The following is a 16818-nucleotide window of genomic DNA, read 5'->3' as shown; positions in this document are numbered from 1 at the left end:
CCGCCGTGGCGCGTCCTCGCCGTCGAGCAGCACCACGAGTCCCCGGAGGCACCGCCGGGGCTGGCCGCGCCCGACAGCCTGGTGGTGACCTTGGGCCGCGGCGAAGGCGACGAAGCCGCGGTCCGGGTGTACTTTTCCCTCGACGTGCCCCCGGACCAGGCCGTCGCGGCCACGGCCGCCCAGATCCAGGACCACGCGATCGAGGAGACCGGTGGCGCGCCCCTTCCGCCGTGTCCGGGGCACCGCCACCCGATGAGCGCCCGAGCGGTCGACGGCCGCGCCGCGTGGTTCTGCCCCCAGGACGCGGCCCACCACCGCGAACCGATCGTTTCCTGACGGGCACCGGGCCCCTGGGGGCCGACCGGTCCCGTGGCCGGTCGGCGCGGTCGGTGATCCCGGGACCGGCGGGTCAGTCCACGCACGGCACCGGGGACGGGGCCGAGCCCGGGCCCGACGGGCCGCCGGCCGGGTGCAGGGTCGCCGCCGCGGCGGCCCGCAGGACGGGGCGCGGGTCCGGCACGTCGTCCGGCACCAGGGGCAGGGTGCTGAAGGTGACGCCCGACGTGCCCTGGGCGGACGCCAGGACGTCCCAGCCCTCCGACAGGACCACGTTGTGCTTGGCCACCTCCGCCACCCGGCCCAGGGCCGCCGGGCCCTCCGTCTTGAGGCGGTGGACCAGGGCGGACAGGAACGCCTGTTGACGTCGCGTGCGGTCCAGGTCGCCGTTCGGCAGGCCGTGGCGCTGGCGGACGAATGCCAGGGACTGGGCCGGGGTCAGGTGTTGCGGTCCGGCCGGGAAGTCGGCGCCCGAGTAGGGGTCGGCGGTCGCCCGGTTGAGGCACACGTCCACGCCGCCCAGCGCCTCGGCCAGGTGGTGGAAGCCGACCATGCTGACCTCCACGAGGTGGTCGACCGGGACGTCCAGCAGAGCGCTGACGGTCTGCACCTGGGCCCTCCGGCCCGCCTCGCGGCCCCGCCACTCCTGCTCCGCCGGGCTCAGGGTGGTGGACAGGGTGCGCTCCACCGCCTCCTTGGCCCTCCCGTACGCCTCCTTGACCTTGCCCCGCTGCGGTCCGCCGGGAATCCCGAGCAGCTCCGCGCCGTTGTCCCGCGGCAGGGACAGGGCCTTCGCGCCGCCCCCGGGTGACAGGTGCAGCAGGATCAGCGTGTTGGCGTTGTACCCGCCGCGGTCCACGTCGCCCGCGTGCAGGGCGTCCAGCACCTCCTCGGGCGGGGTGCCGCCGTCCAGGTCGCGGCGGGTCGTCAGGCCCATGACCAGCACCGTGGTGCCGGACGCGGAACGGGGTGCGTCCGGCGGGATCGCCGTCGAACGGCGGATGCCCGCGTCCACCTCCTGGTACGTCGTCCACGCCACGCCCGCCGCGACCAGCACGACCGCCGACAGCGCGATCCACGTGGTCCGGACCACTACTCGCAAAACCCTGTGCACCACGACCGCCCCCCATGCGTCCTCTAACCTAGACAAGCTGACGTTGGGGGACGTGCCGTGGTTGACCGCGTGGCGCACTTGCCGAGCCTGGCGGCGCTCGCCGTGACGGCGCTCTTCACCGGTGTCGGCTTTCTGCTCGACGGCGAGCAACCCGGCGTGCTGCTCGGCGTCTTCATGGTGTTCGGCGCGTTGCTCGCGACCGCGATGGTGCGGCCGGTCGGGCTCTGGGTCGTGGCGCCCGCACCCCCGCTGTTGTACGCGGGTCTGGTGGTGGCCGCGTCCGCGCTGGGGGGCAGTTCCACGGGGGAGTTGGCGGTTCTCGTCGCACCACCGGTCGTCCGCGCGTTCCCGCACCTCGCGGTGGCGGTGGGCGCCGGGCTGGTGGTGGCGGCGGTGCGGGTGGGGGGATCGTGGTGGAGGGGCAGGTCTTCGTCGACCCGACGGGGAGGCGCCGCGGCGTGATGCGCGCGCTCGGGTGGGCGCTGGCGTCGTCGTTGCTGGGGTTGGCGGCGGTCATCGTGACGACCGTCGCCGGGCACGTGCCGTGAGGACGCACTGGGTGTCGCTGGTGGTGGGGCTGGGGCTCCTGATGGGCGTGTTGAGCTTCCACGCCTACGCCACGGCCAGGGTGTCGGAACCCGAACGGGTGCCGGTGGTGAACGAGGGGGTGGCGGACGGCACGGCGGCGCTGGTGTTCCACGGCGGGCCGCACCCGCGGTGGACGCCGCGCCTGCTCGACGAACTCGCCGCCCGCGGCGCGCGGGCCACCTTCTTCGTCGTCGGCGCGCACGTCAACGCGCACCCCGAGCTGGTGCGGCGGATGGTGCGCGACGGGCACGAGGTCGGTGTGTCCTCCTTCCGCGAGGGCGAGCACGACGGGTTGGGCACGGCGTTCGCCCGCACCGCCCTGGCCGCCGCCGCGGACGTCCACAGCGGACTGTCCGAACCGGATCCCGACACGCCGGACCTGCACCGGTACGACCCGCAGCACGTGGTGGCGGACGTGCTGCCGAACGCCGACCGGGTCGTCCGGCTGCACGTGTCCAGCGCGACGCCCGCCGTGGTCGGCCTGCTCGTCGAGGCGCTGCCGGACCGCCGCTTCACCACGCTCACCGACGCGACCGGACGGCCGCCCGCGCTCGGCGACGCGGACACCGCCGAGGTGGTCACCGGGCACGCGCTGAGCTGGTCGCAGCACCACGGCGACGTGCCGGCCACCCTGCTCGGCCTGGTCTGCGCGGCGGTGGCGGTGCTCGCGACGCTGCGCACCGTCCTCCAGCTCGGCCTCGCGCACACGGCCCGCCGCCTGCACCGCGACACCGTCGTCAGGCCGCACGCCCCGCCGGTGTCGGTGGTCGTGCCCGCCTACGACGAGGCCGCCAACATCGCCGCGGCCGTGCGCTCGATCGCCGCCTCCGAGCACCCGGCGGAGGTGGAGGTCGTGGTGGTCGACGACGGCTCCACCGACGGCACGGCCGACATCGCGCGGTCGCTGGGGCTGGCGAACGTGCGGGTGGTCAGCCAGTCCAACGGCGGCAAGTTCGCCGCCCTCAACACGGGCATCGCGCTGGCCCGGCACGACGCGCTGGTCCTGGTGGACGGCGACACCGTGTTCGAGCGCGACACCGTGTCCAAGGTCGTCCGCCCGCTCGGCGACCCCGGTGTGGGCGCGGTGTCGGGCAACGTGAAGGTCGCCAACCGGGGCGGCCTGCTCGGGCGCTGGCAGCACCTGGAGTACACGGCGGGGTCGAACCTCGACCGGCAGATCCTCAACGCGCTGGAGTGCATCCCGACGATCCCGGGCGCGATCGGGGCGTTCCGCCGGGAGGCGCTGGACGAGGTCGGCGGCATCAGCGCCGACACCCTCGCCGAGGACACCGACGTGACGATGGCGATCACCCGCGCCGGGTGGCGGGTGGTCTACGAACCGGCGGCGCGGGCGTGGACCGAGGTGCCGACCGGCGCGTCCGGGCTCTACAAGCAGCGCTACCGGTGGTCCTACGGCACGTTCCAGTCGATGTGGAAGCACCGGACGGCGCTGCGCGAGCACGGCCGGATGGGCCGGTTCGGGCTGCTGTACCTGCTGCTGTTCCACGTGTCGCTGCCCGCCCTGGCGCCCGCGCTGGACGTCTACGTGCTGTACGGGGCGTTCGTGGCCGACGCGCCGTGGGCGCTGGTGATCTGGGCGGTGTTCCTGGTCGTGCAGACGATCGGCGCCGGGTACGCCCTGAGGCTGGACGGCGAGTCGCTCAAACCCCTGTGGGTGTTCCCGCTCCAGCAGGTGGCCTACCGGCAGCTCACGTACGTCGTGGTGATCAAATCGCTGGTCACGGCCTTGCAGGGCACGCCGCTGGCGTGGCAGACGGCTCGGCGCAGCGGGCTCGCCGGGGTGGTCGCCCGGTAGCACCGCGGGTAGCATCAGCGGTATGAAAATCAGTGTGAGCCTCCCGGAGGAGGACGTCGAGTTCGTCGACCGCTACCTCAGGCAGCACCGCAGCTCGTCGCGGTCGTCGGTCATCCACCAGGCGATCGCGATGCTGCGCGAGGCCGGCCTGGAGAACGCCTACGCCAGTGCCTGGGACGAGTGGGAGACCGGCGGCGAGGGCGAGCTGTGGGAGACGACCGCGCCAGACGGTGCGGTCGATGCGACGAGGTGACATCTACTGGGTGGACCTGGAACCGGTGCGCGGCGCCGAGGCCAACAAGGTCCGCCCGGCCGTGGTCGTGAGCAACGACGCGGCGAACCGGGCCGCCGGACGGGGCGGCCGAGGGGTCGTGACGGTCGTGCCGATCACCTCCAACACCAGCCGGGTGTACCCGTTCCAGGTGCTGCTGCCCGCCAGGGAGTGCGGGCTCGGCGCGGACTCGAAGGCCCAGGCCGAGCAGGTGCGCACGGTCGCCGCGGCCAGGCTCCGCGCCCGCATCGGCGGCCTGCCGCCCGCGGTGCTCAAGCAGCTCGACGAGGCCCTGCGGATGCACCTGGCGCTCTGAAGCGCGCTCCGGAGCGCACCCTGGACCGGAGCCTGGACCGGGGCTTGGACCGGGGGCGGACTACAGGGCGAGGCTGACGGCGGCGGCCACCGCGCACAGCGCCAGCAGGGACGCGCCCACCACCAGCAACGCCCGCCCGGCCGGTCCCCGCCCGCCCGGGACCGGGGCCTGCTGCGGGAAGGACGGCGGGAAGGTCGACAGTTCCCCGACGTCCGGGAAGCCGTGTCCGGCGTCCCACGGCGCGTTGCCGTACCCGCCCTGCGGCAGGTTGCTCGGGTCGGGGACCCACTCGTTCCGGCTCGGCACGTACAGGCCCGTGCTCTCCGCGGTGGGGGCTTCCGGGGCGGGCGCGTCGGGGACCACCGGATCGGTGAACAGCGCGGCGACCCGCGCCCGCCTGCGGTCGCGCCACTGGAGCACCAGGCCGACCAGCGCGCACGCCAGCCCCGCGGCACCCAGGACGGCCGACGTCACGGACGCGACCTGGTCCGCCAGCTCCAACGACACGGCGACGAGTGTGGCAGAGACCGCGGACCCGCCGGAGCCCCGAGGGGCCCCGGCGGGGAGCGGTCAGCCGAGCACCCGGATCGCCGACGCCGGGCACAGCTGGGCGGCCTCGCGGGCCGTCGCCTCGTGCGGGCCGGTCGGCGTGGGCTCCAGCAGCACGACGGTCCCGTCCGACTCGTCCTGGTCGAAGACGTCCGGGTCGGTCAGGGCGCACATGCCGGAGCCCGCGCAGCGGTCCGGGTCCACCTCGACCCTCACGAGAACGCCACCGGCAGCTCGTGCACGCCGTAGATCGCCATGTCGGACCTCACCTTCACCTCCTCGGCGGGCACGGCCAGGCGCAGGTCCGGGAACTCCCGGAACAGCGCCGCGTACCCGACCCTCATCTCGATGCGGGCCAACTGCTGGCCCAGGCACTGGTGCACACCGTGCCCGAACCCGAGGTGCCCCGCCGCGGGCCGGTGGACGTCGAACTCGTCCGGCCGCTCGAAGCGCTCCGGGTCGCGGTTCGCGGCGGCCACCGAGATGGACACCGTGTCGCCCGCGCGGATCACGAAGCCGCCGATCTCCACGTCCTCCAGCGCCGTGCGGATCGTGCCGAACTGGAGGATCGACACGTACCGCATCAGCTCCTCGACGGTGTTGTCCACCAACGAGGGGTCGGCCCGGAACGCGGCCAGCTGCTCGGGGTGCCGCAGCAGCGCGAACGTGCCGATGCCGAGCATGTTCGCCGTGGTCTCGTGCCCGGCGACGAGCAGGAGCAGCCCCATGTTGGCGACTTCCTGGTCGGTCAGCTCGCCGGTCTGGACGAGCCCGGTGAGCATGTCGTCGCCCGGTTCGGCGTGCTTGCGCCGCACGAGCCGGGCGACGAACTCCTCCAGCCTGCCGAACGCCTCCCTGGACTGCTCGAACGTCTGGTCCAGGCGCAGCGCCGCCGCGGTGTCGCGCTGGAACGTCTCGCGCTCCTCCCACGGCACCCCCAGCAGCTCGCAGATCACCATGGACGGCACCGGCAGCGCGAAGTGCGCCACCAGGTCCGCGGGCGACCCGGCCGCGCGCAGCTGCGCGAGGTGCTCGGCCACGATCTGCTCGATGCGCGGCATCAGCGCGTTCATCCGCCGCACGGTGAACTGGCCGGTGAGCAGCTTGCGGTACCGGGTGTGGTCGGGGGCGTCCATCCCGATGAACATGCCGGGCTTGGCCGGGTCCTGGCGCGGCACCGGCCGGTCGGCCATGCCGCGCAGCGGGTGGTGCAGCTCGGACCGGCTGCTGAAGCGCCGGTCCGCGAGCACCTCCCGCGCCGGCGCGTAGCCGGTGACGAGCCACCCCTCGTGCCCGTCGGGGAACCGCAGCCTGCTGATGGGCTCCGTCGCGCGGATCTCCCCCAGCTGCGCGGGCGGGTCGAACACCGCCGTGCGTTTCGTCGGCAGCGCGATTTGCAGGACGTCGGTCATCTCGCACACCTCCCAGTGCGTTAAGGGACCTCCTTCGCAAGCTACAGAAAATTCACGAACCCGTGAAGTAAATATGCCGTCAGGGAACGGCTGTAGTACGGCTGATAGCAGGTGTGCTACAAATCGCCCGAGAACTCTGACATGGGGAGGTGGGGGTCCTTGGTCATCGACGTACGTGACCTGCGCATGCGCTACGGCTCGACGGACGTGCTGCGCGGCATCGACTTCACGGCGGGCCCGGGCGAGGTCGTCGCCCTGCTCGGGCCGAACGGGGCGGGCAAGACCACGACCATCGAGATCCTGGAGGGCTTCCGGCTGCCCTCCGCCGGCCACGTCCGGGTGCTGGGGCAGGACCCGGCCACCGGCGACGAGGCGTGGCGGGCCAAGCTCGGCGTGGTGCTCCAGTCCTGGCGCGACCACGGCCGGTGGAAGGTCCGCGAGCTGCTGCACCACATCGGGCGCTACTACCGGCCCTACTCCACGCCCGGCCGCGCCCGGCCGGTCGACACCGACGAGCTGGTCAAGACCGTGGGCCTCACCGAGCACGCGCACAAGAAGGTCGCCACGCTCTCCGGCGGCCAGCGGCGGCGGCTCGACGTCGCCATCGGCATCGTCGGCAAGCCCGAGCTGCTGTTCCTGGACGAGCCCACCGCCGGGTTCGACCCGCACGCCCGCCGCGACTTCCACGACCTCGTGCACCGGCTGTCGGACCTGGAGGGCATGACGATCCTGCTCACCACGCACGACCTGGCCGAGGCCGAGCGGCTGGCGGACCGCATCCTGGTCCTCGCGGGCGGCCGGATCATCGCCGACGGCAGCCCCGACCAGCTCGGCCGCCGGGTCGCGGGCAAGACCGAGGTGCGCTGGACGCACGACGGGCAGCGGCACGTGCACACCGCCGACGACGCGACCGGGTTCGTGCGGGACCTGTTCCGGCAGCACGCGACGGGCATCTCCGAGCTGGAGGTGCGCCGCAGCACCCTGGAGGACACCTACATGGCGCTGGTCCAGCGGCACGAGAGCGGGCAGGCCGAGGGCGAGGAGGTGGCGGTCCTGTGAGCGGCGCCGACGGCAAGCTCCTCGCGGTGCGGCTCGGCGTGGACCGGGGCCTGCGCGAGTTCCGGCACACGCTGGGCAGCAGCGACCAGATGTTCAACGTGGTCACCACGATCGGCTTCATGCTGGTGCTGTGGTTCCAGCGCGACACGGTGGTCGAGGGCACCGGCCTCACCCTGGCCGCGTTCACGCTGCCCAGCCTGCTCGGCATGGGCGTCGCGTTCGGCGGCCTGGTCGGGCCGGCGGGCCAGCTCAGCACCAACCGCGAGGACGGCACGCTGCTGCGCGCCAAGGCGGTGCCCAACGGGATGCTCGGCTACCTCGTCGGCCGGCTCGTGCAGATGGCCCTGGACAGCGGCTTCAGCCTGGTCGTGCTGCTGGTCCCGGCGGCGCTGCTGGTCGACGTGTTCGGCCACGCGGGCGTCGGCGGCGTGCTCGGCCTGCTGGCCGTGCTGGTGCTGGGGATGCTCGCGACCCTGCCGTGGGGCGCGGTCGCCGGGTCGATCACCAAGAGCCCCGGCAGCGCCATGGGCATCACCATGCTGCCGATGATGGGCATCGCCGCGATCTCGGGCGTCTTCTACCCGATCACCGCGCTGCCCGGCTGGCTCCAGGCGCTCGGCCAGTTCTTCCCGGTGTACTGGGTGGGGCTCGGCGCGCGCTCGGCGCTGCTGCCCGACGCGGCGGCGGCGGCCGAGATCGGCGGGACGTGGCGGACACCGGTGGTGATCGCGGTCCTGGCCACCTGGGCAGCGGTCGGGTTCCTGCTCGCGCCTACGATCCTGCGGCGGATGGCCCGCCGGGAGTCGGGGGCCGACATGGAGAAGCGCCGCCAGGCGGCGCTCCAGAGGGGCGCGGGGTGAGCGAGAGCGTCTACAACCGGATCGCGATGCTGCGCGCCGAACGGGGTGTGTCGCGCCGGCAGCTGTCCGAGGCCCTGGGCATCCACTACCAGACGGTGGGCTACCTGGAGCGGGGCGAGTACAGCCCGAGCCTGTACCTCGCGCTGCGCATCGCGCGGTACTTCGAGGTGCCGGTGGAGGTCGTGTTCTCGACCGACCCGTTCCCGCGCCTGGGCAGCCAGGGGGCGGAGCGGTCCGCGTAGACGCGGAGGGGGGCGGTCCCGCGAGGGCCGTCCCTCACCCGCCCAGCACACCGCGCAGCGCCGCGCGCAGGGCCAGGGCCAGTTCGGCGCGGCTCTCCGGCGTGCCCGGTTCGGGCGCGCCGAGCGCCCCCGCGCCGACCAGCCGGTCGAACAGCAGGCCGTCGACGAACGCCACCAGCTCGCGCCCGCGCCGCTCCGGTTCGGTCGCGCCGAGGGCGGCGAGCAGGTCCCGCGCCTGCTCGCGCAGGCGTTCGCCGTGGGCCAGGACGCCGCGCAGCTCCGGGTGGTGGGTGGCCTCCAGCAGGCACGCGTAGCGGGCCAGGGTTCGCTCCCGGCCGACCGTCATCCAGGCGTCCAGGACCCGCGCGAGGGCCTCGGCCAGCTCGTCGGGCTCCCGGGGCACGTCGGCACCCGCCTCGGCCACCTCCGCCGCGTCCAGCTCGGCCAGCCGCCGCACGACGCCCTCGACGAGCGCCTTGCGCGTGCGGAAGTACGCCGACGTGGACCCGAGCGGCACGCCCGCTTCGGCGTCCACGGCCCGGTGGGTCAGCCCGCGCATCCCCCGCGTGGCCACGAGGTGGATGGCGGCGTCGGCCAGCACGGCCATGCGCTCGGTCACGGGTGCGTCCTCCCTCTACGGGTGTAGAGTAACCGTATCTACAGGTGTAGAAGGTGGGGGACGTGAAGGCAGCGGTGGTGGGCGGCGGCCTCGGGGGGATCACCGCGGCGGTGGCGTTGCGGGCGGTCGGCTGGGAGGTGGTCGTCCTCGAACGGGCGGCCGGGTTCGGCGAGGTGGGCGCGGGCATCGGGATCATGCCCAACGCCCTGGGCGCGCTGGCCGCGCTCGGCCTGGCGGACGAGGTGCGGCGGATCGGCACGCCGCGCGTGGCGGGCGGGGTCCTCGACCCGCGCGGTCGGCCGCTGACGCACGTGGACGCCGGGCGGCCGGAGCACGTGGTGGCCGTGCACCGGGCGGACCTGCACCGCGTGCTGCGCTCGGCGCTGCCCCCGGCGTGCCTGGTCACCGACGCCGAGGTGCGGTCGGCGGAGGACCTGGACGCGGACCTCGTGGTGGCCGCAGACGGCATCCGCAGCGGCCTCCGGCGGGCGCTGTTCCCCGACCACCCCGGCCCGGTCCACACGGGCACGACGGCGTGGCGCGGGGTCGGCGCGGCCCGCTTCCCGGCCGACCTGGGGATCAGCCAGACGCTCGGGCCGGGCACCGAGGCGGGCGTGCTGCCGCTCGGCGACGGCCGGGTGTGCTGGTACGCGGCGACGGTCGCGCCCCCCGGCGGCCGTGCCGACGACGAGCTGGGGGAGGTGCGGCGGCTGGTCGGCGACTGGCACGACCCGATCCCGGCCGTGCTCGACGCCACGCCGCCGGACGCCGTGCTGCGGCACGACGTCCAGGAGCTGCGCGCGCCGCTGCCGACCTACGTGCGCGGCCGGGTGGCGCTGCTCGGCGACGCCGCGCACGCGATGACCCCGTACCTCGGGCAGGGCGCGTGCATGGCGATCGAGGACGGCGTGGTGCTCGCCGCGCTCTGCGCGCGCCACGACCTGCCGACCGCCCTGGCGGAGTACGACCGGGTGCGCCGCCCCCGCACGCAGGCCGTCGCGCGGGCGTCCCGGGCGGCGGGCCGGGTGGGGCACCGGCTGCGCAACCCGGTCGCGGTGGCGGTGCGCGACGCGGCGATGCGCGCCGTGCCCGACGCGGTGGCCCTGCGCGGGATGGCGCGGTTCCTCCGCTGGACGGCCCCGGACCTCTCACCCGATAGGTGAAATATTCACGGTGACAGATATCACAGATAACTCCCGCGATTCGAGCATGTAACAATCGAATATCACTCGTTTTCCCAGTCTGCGTCACTCTTTCGAGGTATCAAGCACTCACAGTGTGGTCCTGACTCCAGGCTGTACTCCCGCCGAGTGCCCGGCACGGCGGTTCACCTTCCTCGAAAGTGCAACTACGGTGTCCCGCCATGGCCCCCGTCCCCTCGTGTCCGGCTGAAGCCATCTCCCTGCGCGAGCCCGTCGTCGACCTCGCGGAGGCCGACGACTTCATCCGGCTGCACCACTCCGAGCACCCCGACCTCGGCCCGGTGGAACACCGCCTGGCCGAGGTGCACGCCGAGATCGCGGCCACGGGGACGTACCGCCACACGGCCGCCGAGCTGGCGTTCGGCGCCCGGGTCGCGTGGCGCAACAGCGCGCGGTGCATCGGTCGCCTGTACTGGCGGAGCCTGAAGGTGCGCGACCTGCGGGACCTGCGCGACCCCAAGGAGGTCGCCGACGAGTGCGTCGAGCACCTCAGGCTCGCCGGCAACGGCGGCCGGGTCCGCCCGGTGATCACCGTGTTCGCGCCCGACGAGCCCGGTCGACCCGGTCCGCGCGTCGTCAACGAGCAGCTGATCCGCTACGCGGGCTACGAGGGCGCGGACGGGGGCGTGCTCGGCGACCGCCGCAACCTCGCGCTCACCGGGAAGGCCCTCGACATGGGCTGGCGACCGCCGGCGCGGCGCGGGCCGTTCGACGTCCTGCCGCTGGTCGTCGAGCGCGAGGACGCCGACCCGTGCCTGGTGGAGATCCCGCGCGACGCGGTGATGGAGGTGCCGATCACGCACCCCGAGTTCCCGTGGCTGGCCGAGCTGGGGCTGCGCTGGCACGCCGTGCCCGCCATCAGCAACATGCGGCTGCGGATCGGCGGCGTCGACTACCCGGCCGCGCCGTTCAACGGCTGGTACATGGGCACCGAGATCGGCGCGCGCAACTTCGCCGACACCGACCGGTACGACCTGCTGCCCTACCTGGGCCGGCGGATGGGCCTGGACACGGCCAACGTGCAGTCGCTGTGGAAGGACCGCGTGCTGGTCGAGCTGAACCGCGCGGTGCTGCACTCGTTCGCCGAGGCGGGCGTGACCATCACCGACCACCACACCGAGTCCGACCGCTTCCTCACGCACATCAGGAAGGAGGAGGCCGCGGGCCGCAAGTGCCCGGCCGACTGGACGTGGATCGTGCCGCCGATGTCGAGCGGCGTCACGAGCGTCTTCCACCGGTACTACGACGAGGAGGAGTTGCTGCCCAACTTCTTCCCCGGCGACACCACGGGGGTCTGCCCGGTCATCCACTGACGCCGGGCACCGGCCGCCGGACGCCGGCTGCTGGTCGGAGTGCAGCAAGACGTACATACGGTTGAAATACGGCCGTAAGTGTGGTGTAGATCACCTTGGGCGGACTAGGGTGACTCTCCGTGAGAGTCGGCATACCCGCAGAGTCGCGGCCCGCCGAGCGCCGCGTCGCCGGTCTACCGGAAACGGTGACCACGCTGATCGGTGCCGGTCTCGCGGTGGACGTGCAGGCCGGGGCGGGCGCGCGCGCCCACGCCCCGGACGCCGCCTACCGCGCGGCCGGCGCGAGCACCACGCCCGACCACCCGGCGGGTCGCGCCGAGGTCGTCATCTCCGTCCAACCCCCCACCCCGGCCGAGGCAGCGCGGCTGAGGGAGGGCGACATCACGATCAGCTTCCTCCAGCCGAGGCAGGAACCGGAGCTGGTCGCGGTCCTGAGGGACCGCGGCGTCACCGCGTTCAGCCTCGACCTGCTGCCCCGGGTCACCCGGGCGCAGTCGGCGGACGCCCTGTCCTCCCAGGCCCTCGTGGCGGGCTACCGCGCGGTCGTGGAGGCCGCGCACCGCCTGCCGAGGTTCCTGCCGATGTTCACCACCGCCGCGGGCACCGTCCCGCCCGCCAAGGTGCTGGTGCTCGGGGCGGGCGTGGCCGGCCTCCAGGCCATCGCCACGGCGCGGCGGCTCGGCGCGGTCGTCGAGGCGTACGACGTGCGCGCCGCCGCCGCGGAGGAGGTCCGCAGCCTCGGCGCGAAGTTCGTCGAGCTGGACCTGGAGACCCAGGACGGCGTCTACGCGCGGGCGCAGTCCGAGACGTTCCTGGAGCGGCAGCGCGAGCTGATCGCCGAGCGCGTCGCCGCCTCCGACGTGGTGATCACCACGGCCGCCGTCCCCGGCCGCACCGCGCCCGTGCTCGTCACCACGGACATGCTCAAGGCCATGGCCCCCGGCTCGGTCGTGGTCGACCTCGCCGCCGAGTCGGGCGGCAACGTCGCCGCGAGCGTCGCCGGCGAGGACACGTGGGTGGGCGACGTGCTCGTGTTCGGCGCGCGCAACCTGCCCAGCACCATGCCGGCGCACGCCAGCAAGCTCTACGCGCGCAACGTCGCCAACCTGCTGCTGATGATGACCCGGGACGGCGAGGTGCGGCCCGACCTCGACGACGAGGTGCTGGGCGGCTGCTGCCTGACCCACGCGGGCGAGCTGAGGGGGGAGCTGCCGTGATCGACCTGCTGACGATCTTCGTGCTCGCCGTGTTCGTGGGCTTCGAGGTCGTGTCGAAGGTGTCCACCATCCTGCACACGCCGCTGATGTCCGGCGCGAACGCCATCCACGGCGTGATCCTGGTCGGCGCGGTCCTCATCACCGGGCGCGCGGAGGGCCCGCTGGAGGTCGCGCTCGGCCTCGCGGCGGTCTTCCTGGCCACGGTCAACGTCGTGGGCGGGTTCGTGGTGACCGACCGGATGCTGGAGATGTTCAAGGGGCACCGGCGGTGACCCCCACCTGGGTGCAGCTGGCGTACCTCGTCGCCGCCGTGTGCTTCGTGCTGGCGCTCAAGGGCCTGAGCACGCCGAGGTACGCCCGCGCGGGCAACCTGGTCGGCGCGGCGGGCATGGCGCTGGCGGTGGTCGTGGCGTTCGCCCACGGCGCGGTCCACAACGGGGTGCTCATCGCGCTGGCCGTCGCGGCGGGCGTCGCCGTCGGCGTCCCGGCCGCGCGCTCGGTGCGGATGACCGCCGTCCCGCAGATGGTGGCGCTGTTCAACGGCGTCGGCGGCGCGGCGGCGGCCCTGGTCGCGCTCGCCGAGTTCCTGGAGGTGACCGACGGGGCGGTGCTGTTCCAGGTCGCCACCGCGCTCACCGTGCTGATCGGCTCGGTCAGCTTCTCCGGCAGCGTCGTCACCTTCCTCAAGCTCCAGGAGGTCATGACGACGCGGCCCGTGCTGCTGCCCGCCGGCCGGGTGCTCGGCATCGGCGCGGCGGCGGTGAGCGCGGTGCTGGCGGTGCTGGTCGTGGTCACCGGGAGCGGCGCGCTGCTCCTGCTGCTGGCCCTCGCGGGGCTCGCGCTGGGCGTGCTGTTCGTGCTGCCGGTCGGCGGCGCGGACGTGCCGATCGCGATCTCGCTGCTCAACGCGTTCACCGGCCTGGCCGTGGCGGCGTCGGGCTACGTGCTGGCCAACACGCTGCTGATCGTCTCCGGCACGCTCGTCGGCGCGTCCGGCACGATCCTGACCCGGCTGATGGCGCAGGCGATGGGCCGTTCCCTGGCCAACATCCTGTTCGGCGCGTTCAAGGCCACCGCGGTGGCCGCGGTGTCGGGGGAGCAGCGCACCGTGCGCTCCGGCACCGTGGAGGACGTCGCCATCCTGCTCGGCTACGCCCACTCGGTGCTGGTGGTGCCCGGCTACGGCCTGGCCGTGGCGCAGGCCCAGCACGCCGCGCGGGAGCTGGCGCAGGTCCTGGAGCGGCGCGGCATCGCCGTGGACTACGGCATCCACCCCGTCGCCGGGCGGATGCCGGGGCACATGAACGTGCTGCTGGCCGAGGCCGACGTGCCGTACGAGCACCTGAAGGAGCTGGACGACGTCAACCCGGGCATCGGCAGCGTCGACGTGGTGCTGGTCGTCGGGGCGAACGACGTGGTCAACCCCGGCGCGCGCGACGAGCCGTCCAGCCCGATCTACGGCATGCCGATCTTCGACGTGGACCGCGCCAAGGCCGTGGTGTTCATGAAGCGCTCGATGCGGCCGGGCTTCGCGGGCGTGGACAACGCGCTGCTCTACAACCCCAAGACCACGCTGCTGTTCGGCGACGCGAAGGACTCGCTGACCAAGCTCCTCGCCGCGGTGAAACAAGTCTGACCCGAGAGTCCAACGCCCAGACCCCGAGAGTCCAACGCCCAGACCCCGAGAGTCCAACGCTCAAGCCCCGAGAGTCCAACGCCCAGGACCCCTGAGTTCCGCGTTCCGCATACCGACCGGTCGGCCCGAACGAAGAACTCACCGGGCCTGGGCGTTGGACTCTCGGGACCCGGGGGTTGGACTCTCGGGGCCTGGGGGTTGGACTCTCGGGTGGGTCAGGGGAGGTCGTAGCCGGGGACGGGTGGGCCGAGGTGGTCGCCGAACGCGGCGTCCGCACCGGCCCGCGCCCACCACGCGGCGGACTCGGCGGTGGCGACGTCGGGGACCAGGACGGACACGCCGGTGTCGCGGAGCAGCGCGACCAGGTCGGTCGTCGCCCGGTGCAGGAACGACCCGGGCCGGTCGGCGAGCCGGCGCACCACCGACGGGTCGAGCAGCAGGGCGTCCACGGGCAGCTCCGCCAGCAGCGCCAGCTCGGCCTGCCCGCCGTCGAACCCGGCGAGACCGGTGGCGATGCCGTTGTCCCGCAGCACCTGCGCGTTGTCCTCGCCGTACCCCGCGAGCACCGACCGGGTGTCCAGGAAGACCCGCAGCCGCTCCGCGGGCAGCCCGGTCTCGTCGAGCGTCCGCTTGACCGTGCGCACCAGGTCCTCGTCGCGGGACTGGGTGGGCGACAGCACGACGTGCAGCGCGCCGGACGCCCCGGTCACCTCGCCCGCCGCCTCGCGCATCGACCACCGGCCCAGCTCGAACGTCAACCCGCCGGCCTCGGCCAGCGCCACGCACTCGTCGTGCCCCAGGTCCTCGTCCGGGAGCGGCCAGCGGACCCGGACCACGTGGCCGAGCAGCCCCCCGCCGGCCAGGGCCACCACGGGCTGGTGCCACACCTCCAGCTCCCCGTCGGCGAGCGCGCCGGGCATCCGCGCGGCCGTCGCCTGCCGCCGCCGGGTCCGCTGGTCCTCGTGCCGGTCGTAGGTCTGCCACTGCCGCGTGCCGCACGCCTTGGCCCGCCGCGCGGTCGCGTTCGCCGCGCGCAGCACCTCGGCCACGTCCCAGCCCGCCGCCGGCCGGTCGACCACCCCGGTGCACGCGGGCAGCGCCACCCCGCCCTCGCCGGGCCGCGCCAGCGCCTCGTTGAACCGCTCCACCAGGTCGGGCACGGCCGGCGTGGTGGGCGAGTTCTCGACCAGGACGGCGAACTCGTCGTCGCCGACCCGCGCCACCAGCGCCTTCTCCTCGGCCACGACCGCCTCCAGCCTGCGCGCGACCTCCTGGAGCAGCCGGTCGCCGGCGGCGTGCCCCAACCCGTTGTCGACCAGCGAGAACGCGTCGAGGTCCAGGTGGTAGAGGGTGATCCCGCCGGGCGTCGAACCGTGCAGCGCCTCCAGCCGGCCGGCCAGCAGCTGCCGGTTCGCCAGGCCGGTCAGCGAGTCGTGCAGCAGCTGGTGGTCCAGGTTCTTCTGGAGCAGGTGCAGCTCGCTGACGTCGTCGGCCATCGTCACGTGGTACGCGGGCCGCCCGTCCTCGTCGCGCAGCAGCGACACGGCCAGGTGCGCCCACACCGGCTCGCCGTCGGCGCGCCGCAGCCGCCGCCGCTCGCGGAACCGCTCCACGCCGCCCGCCGCGACCGCCCGGTACCTCGCCGCGAGCGCCTCGGCGTCCTCCGGGTGGAACAGCCCGGCCAGCGGCGTGCCGGGCAGCGAGGACCGGTCGAGGTCGAGCATCTCGGCCAGCGCCGCGTTCGCCTGCACGCAGGTGCCGTCGAGGTCGGCGACCACCATGCCGGTCGCGACCGTCTCGAACACCTCGCGGAACCGCGCCTCGCTGGCCCGGAGCCCGCGCTCCGCGCGCCGCTTGCCGAAGACCAGGGCCCGCTTGATCTCCTCCTGCTGGTCGAACGCGTCCAGCCGCATCGCGGTGGCGAAGCTCGCGGCGAGGCTGCCCAGGATCGCCACGACCTTCTCCGGGAGCGCGGGCACGTCGCGCAGCTCCGGGGTGAACAGCAGGGCGTGACCCAGCACGTCCACGGTCCGCTGGAGCGTCTTCGGGCCGGTGAAGTGCGCGCGCACCAACCGGTGCCCGACGACGTCGACCGGGTCGGCGGTGAAGGGGTCGGCCTGCACGGCGTCGGCGATCACGTCCACCTGCTCCAGCAGGAACAGCTCGATCTCGACGGGCGAGAGCGGGACGTAGGCGGTCGGGTACACCGCCCGCATCCAGGCGCGCGCGATCTCCTGCCGCCTCGTCCTAACGGGCGGCGACACCGGT

19 protein-coding genes are annotated in these 16818 nt (G+C 73.9%); 13 read left to right on the top strand and 6 right to left on the bottom strand.

All coding sequences use genetic code 11. From position 1 onward, the window contains the following. The coding region (locus ACR807_RS08755) for a hypothetical protein (protein WP_438920707.1) at positions 1 to 336 on the top strand (336 nt) is incomplete at its 5' end. A gap of 73 nt (positions 337 to 409) precedes the next feature. Here ACR807_RS08755 and ACR807_RS08750 read toward each other — a convergent pair. Continuing rightward, a complete protein-coding gene (locus ACR807_RS08750; protein ID WP_438920706.1) occupies positions 410 to 1453 on the bottom strand; it encodes an LCP family protein in 1044 nt (347 codons plus the stop codon). Positions 1454 to 1519: 66 nt separating this feature from the next. Between ACR807_RS08750 and ACR807_RS08745 the strand changes: the two genes are divergently transcribed. The 4 genes from ACR807_RS08745 to ACR807_RS08730 all read left to right on the top strand — a co-directional run bounded on the left by ACR807_RS08745 (position 1520) and on the right by ACR807_RS08730 (position 4441). Further along, positions 1520 to 1912: a DUF6542 domain-containing protein gene (locus tag ACR807_RS08745; protein ID WP_438920705.1), complete on the top strand. Its 393-nt coding sequence runs from the start codon at positions 1520 to 1522 to the stop codon at positions 1910 to 1912. A gap of 82 nt (positions 1913 to 1994) precedes the next feature. After that, positions 1995 to 3854, top strand: a complete 1860-nt coding sequence (locus ACR807_RS08740; RefSeq protein ID WP_438920704.1) for a bifunctional polysaccharide deacetylase/glycosyltransferase family 2 protein — start codon at positions 1995 to 1997, stop codon at positions 3852 to 3854. Positions 3855 to 3876: 22 nt separating this feature from the next. Further along, the gene (locus tag ACR807_RS08735; protein ID WP_438920703.1) at positions 3877 to 4107 is read left to right on the top strand and encodes a DUF8778 family protein; all 231 of its coding nucleotides are present in this window, start codon (positions 3877 to 3879) and stop codon (positions 4105 to 4107) included. Next, positions 4094 to 4441 carry a type II toxin-antitoxin system PemK/MazF family toxin gene (locus ACR807_RS08730; RefSeq protein WP_438920702.1) on the top strand — a complete coding sequence of 116 codons (348 nt, stop codon included), beginning with the start codon at positions 4094 to 4096 and terminating at the stop codon, positions 4439 to 4441. Before ACR807_RS08735 ends, ACR807_RS08730 begins: the two co-directional genes overlap by 14 nt. Before the next feature lie 60 nt (positions 4442 to 4501). On the opposite strand, the gene ACR807_RS08725 is transcribed toward ACR807_RS08730, so the two are convergent. The 3 genes from ACR807_RS08725 to ACR807_RS08715 all read right to left on the bottom strand — a co-directional run bounded on the left by ACR807_RS08725 (position 4502) and on the right by ACR807_RS08715 (position 6402). After that, positions 4502 to 4948, bottom strand: a complete 447-nt coding sequence (locus ACR807_RS08725; RefSeq protein WP_438920701.1) for a hypothetical protein — start codon at positions 4946 to 4948, stop codon at positions 4502 to 4504. A 63-nt stretch (positions 4949 to 5011) separates the two neighbouring features. After that, positions 5012 to 5206, bottom strand: coding sequence for a ferredoxin (locus tag ACR807_RS08720; RefSeq protein WP_438920700.1), 195 nt, complete (start codon positions 5204 to 5206; stop codon positions 5012 to 5014). After that, positions 5203 to 6402 (bottom strand): cytochrome P450, encoded by a 1200-nt coding sequence (locus ACR807_RS08715; protein WP_438920699.1) that lies wholly within the window; start codon positions 6400 to 6402, stop codon positions 5203 to 5205. The genes ACR807_RS08720 and ACR807_RS08715 overlap by 4 nt, the downstream gene beginning before the upstream one ends. A 186-nt stretch (positions 6403 to 6588) precedes the next feature. On the opposite strand from ACR807_RS08715, the gene ACR807_RS08710 reads away from it, so the two are divergent. The 3 genes from ACR807_RS08710 to ACR807_RS08700 are packed head-to-tail and all read left to right on the top strand — an operon-like array spanning position 6589 to position 8563. Next, a complete protein-coding gene (locus ACR807_RS08710; RefSeq protein WP_438920712.1) occupies positions 6589 to 7461 on the top strand; it encodes an ABC transporter ATP-binding protein in 873 nt (290 codons plus the stop codon). Then, entirely contained in the window at positions 7458 to 8321 is an 864-nt protein-coding gene (locus tag ACR807_RS08705) for an ABC transporter permease (protein ID WP_438920698.1), read from the top strand. Before ACR807_RS08710 ends, ACR807_RS08705 begins: the two co-directional genes overlap by 4 nt. Further along, positions 8318 to 8563, top strand: coding sequence for a helix-turn-helix transcriptional regulator (locus tag ACR807_RS08700; protein WP_438920697.1), 246 nt, complete (start codon positions 8318 to 8320; stop codon positions 8561 to 8563). The genes ACR807_RS08705 and ACR807_RS08700 overlap by 4 nt, the downstream gene beginning before the upstream one ends. 34 nt (positions 8564 to 8597) lie before the next feature. On the opposite strand, the gene ACR807_RS08695 is transcribed toward ACR807_RS08700, so the two are convergent. Beyond that, on the bottom strand, positions 8598 to 9182 hold the full coding sequence (locus ACR807_RS08695; protein ID WP_438920696.1) for a TetR/AcrR family transcriptional regulator: 585 nt from the start codon (positions 9180 to 9182) through the stop codon (positions 8598 to 8600). A gap of 62 nt (positions 9183 to 9244) precedes the next feature. On the opposite strand from ACR807_RS08695, the gene ACR807_RS08690 reads away from it, so the two are divergent. The 5 genes from ACR807_RS08690 to ACR807_RS08670 all read left to right on the top strand — a co-directional run bounded on the left by ACR807_RS08690 (position 9245) and on the right by ACR807_RS08670 (position 14550). Then, entirely contained in the window at positions 9245 to 10345 is a 1101-nt protein-coding gene (locus ACR807_RS08690; RefSeq protein ID WP_438920695.1) for an FAD-dependent monooxygenase, read from the top strand. Between the two features lie 200 nt (positions 10346 to 10545). Next, positions 10546 to 11697: a nitric oxide synthase oxygenase gene (locus ACR807_RS08685; RefSeq protein ID WP_438920694.1), complete on the top strand. Its 1152-nt coding sequence runs from the start codon at positions 10546 to 10548 to the stop codon at positions 11695 to 11697. Positions 11698 to 11816: 119 nt separating this feature from the next. Continuing rightward, entirely contained in the window at positions 11817 to 12914 is a 1098-nt protein-coding gene (locus ACR807_RS08680) for a Re/Si-specific NAD(P)(+) transhydrogenase subunit alpha (RefSeq protein WP_438920693.1), read from the top strand. Continuing rightward, complete coding sequence (locus tag ACR807_RS08675; protein WP_438920692.1) at positions 12911 to 13186, top strand: NAD(P) transhydrogenase subunit alpha part 2; 276 nt, start codon at positions 12911 to 12913, stop codon at positions 13184 to 13186. The genes ACR807_RS08680 and ACR807_RS08675 overlap by 4 nt, the downstream gene beginning before the upstream one ends. Next, entirely contained in the window at positions 13183 to 14550 is a 1368-nt protein-coding gene (locus tag ACR807_RS08670) for an NAD(P)(+) transhydrogenase (Re/Si-specific) subunit beta (protein WP_438920691.1), read from the top strand. Before ACR807_RS08675 ends, ACR807_RS08670 begins: the two co-directional genes overlap by 4 nt. 215 nt (positions 14551 to 14765) lie before the next feature. On the opposite strand, the gene ACR807_RS08665 is transcribed toward ACR807_RS08670, so the two are convergent. After that, positions 14766 to 16814: an EAL domain-containing protein gene (locus ACR807_RS08665; protein WP_438920690.1), complete on the bottom strand. Its 2049-nt coding sequence runs from the start codon at positions 16812 to 16814 to the stop codon at positions 14766 to 14768. Positions 16815 to 16818: the final 4 nt, after the last annotated feature.

It is taken from the genome of Saccharothrix sabaoui (assembly GCF_051756985.1).
Classification (GTDB): Bacteria; Actinomycetota; Actinomycetes; order Mycobacteriales; family Pseudonocardiaceae; genus Actinosynnema.
The sequence above is the reverse complement of the archived record's forward strand: the minus strand, read 5'-3'. Positions and strand labels throughout refer to the sequence as shown.

Coding starts and splice junctions, on each gene's coding strand:
- ACR807_RS08735 (WP_438920703.1), top strand. CDS start 3,877: ATGAAAATCAGTGTGAGCCTCCCGGAGGAGGACGTCGAGTTCGTCGAC.
- ACR807_RS08715 (WP_438920699.1), bottom strand. CDS start 6,402: ATGACCGACGTCCTGCAAATCGCGCTGCCGACGAAACGCACGGCGGTG.
- ACR807_RS08730 (WP_438920702.1), top strand. CDS start 4,094: ATGCGACGAGGTGACATCTACTGGGTGGACCTGGAACCGGTGCGCGGC.
- ACR807_RS08685 (WP_438920694.1), top strand. CDS start 10,546: ATGGCCCCCGTCCCCTCGTGTCCGGCTGAAGCCATCTCCCTGCGCGAG.
- ACR807_RS08710 (WP_438920712.1), top strand. CDS start 6,589: ATGCGCTACGGCTCGACGGACGTGCTGCGCGGCATCGACTTCACGGCG.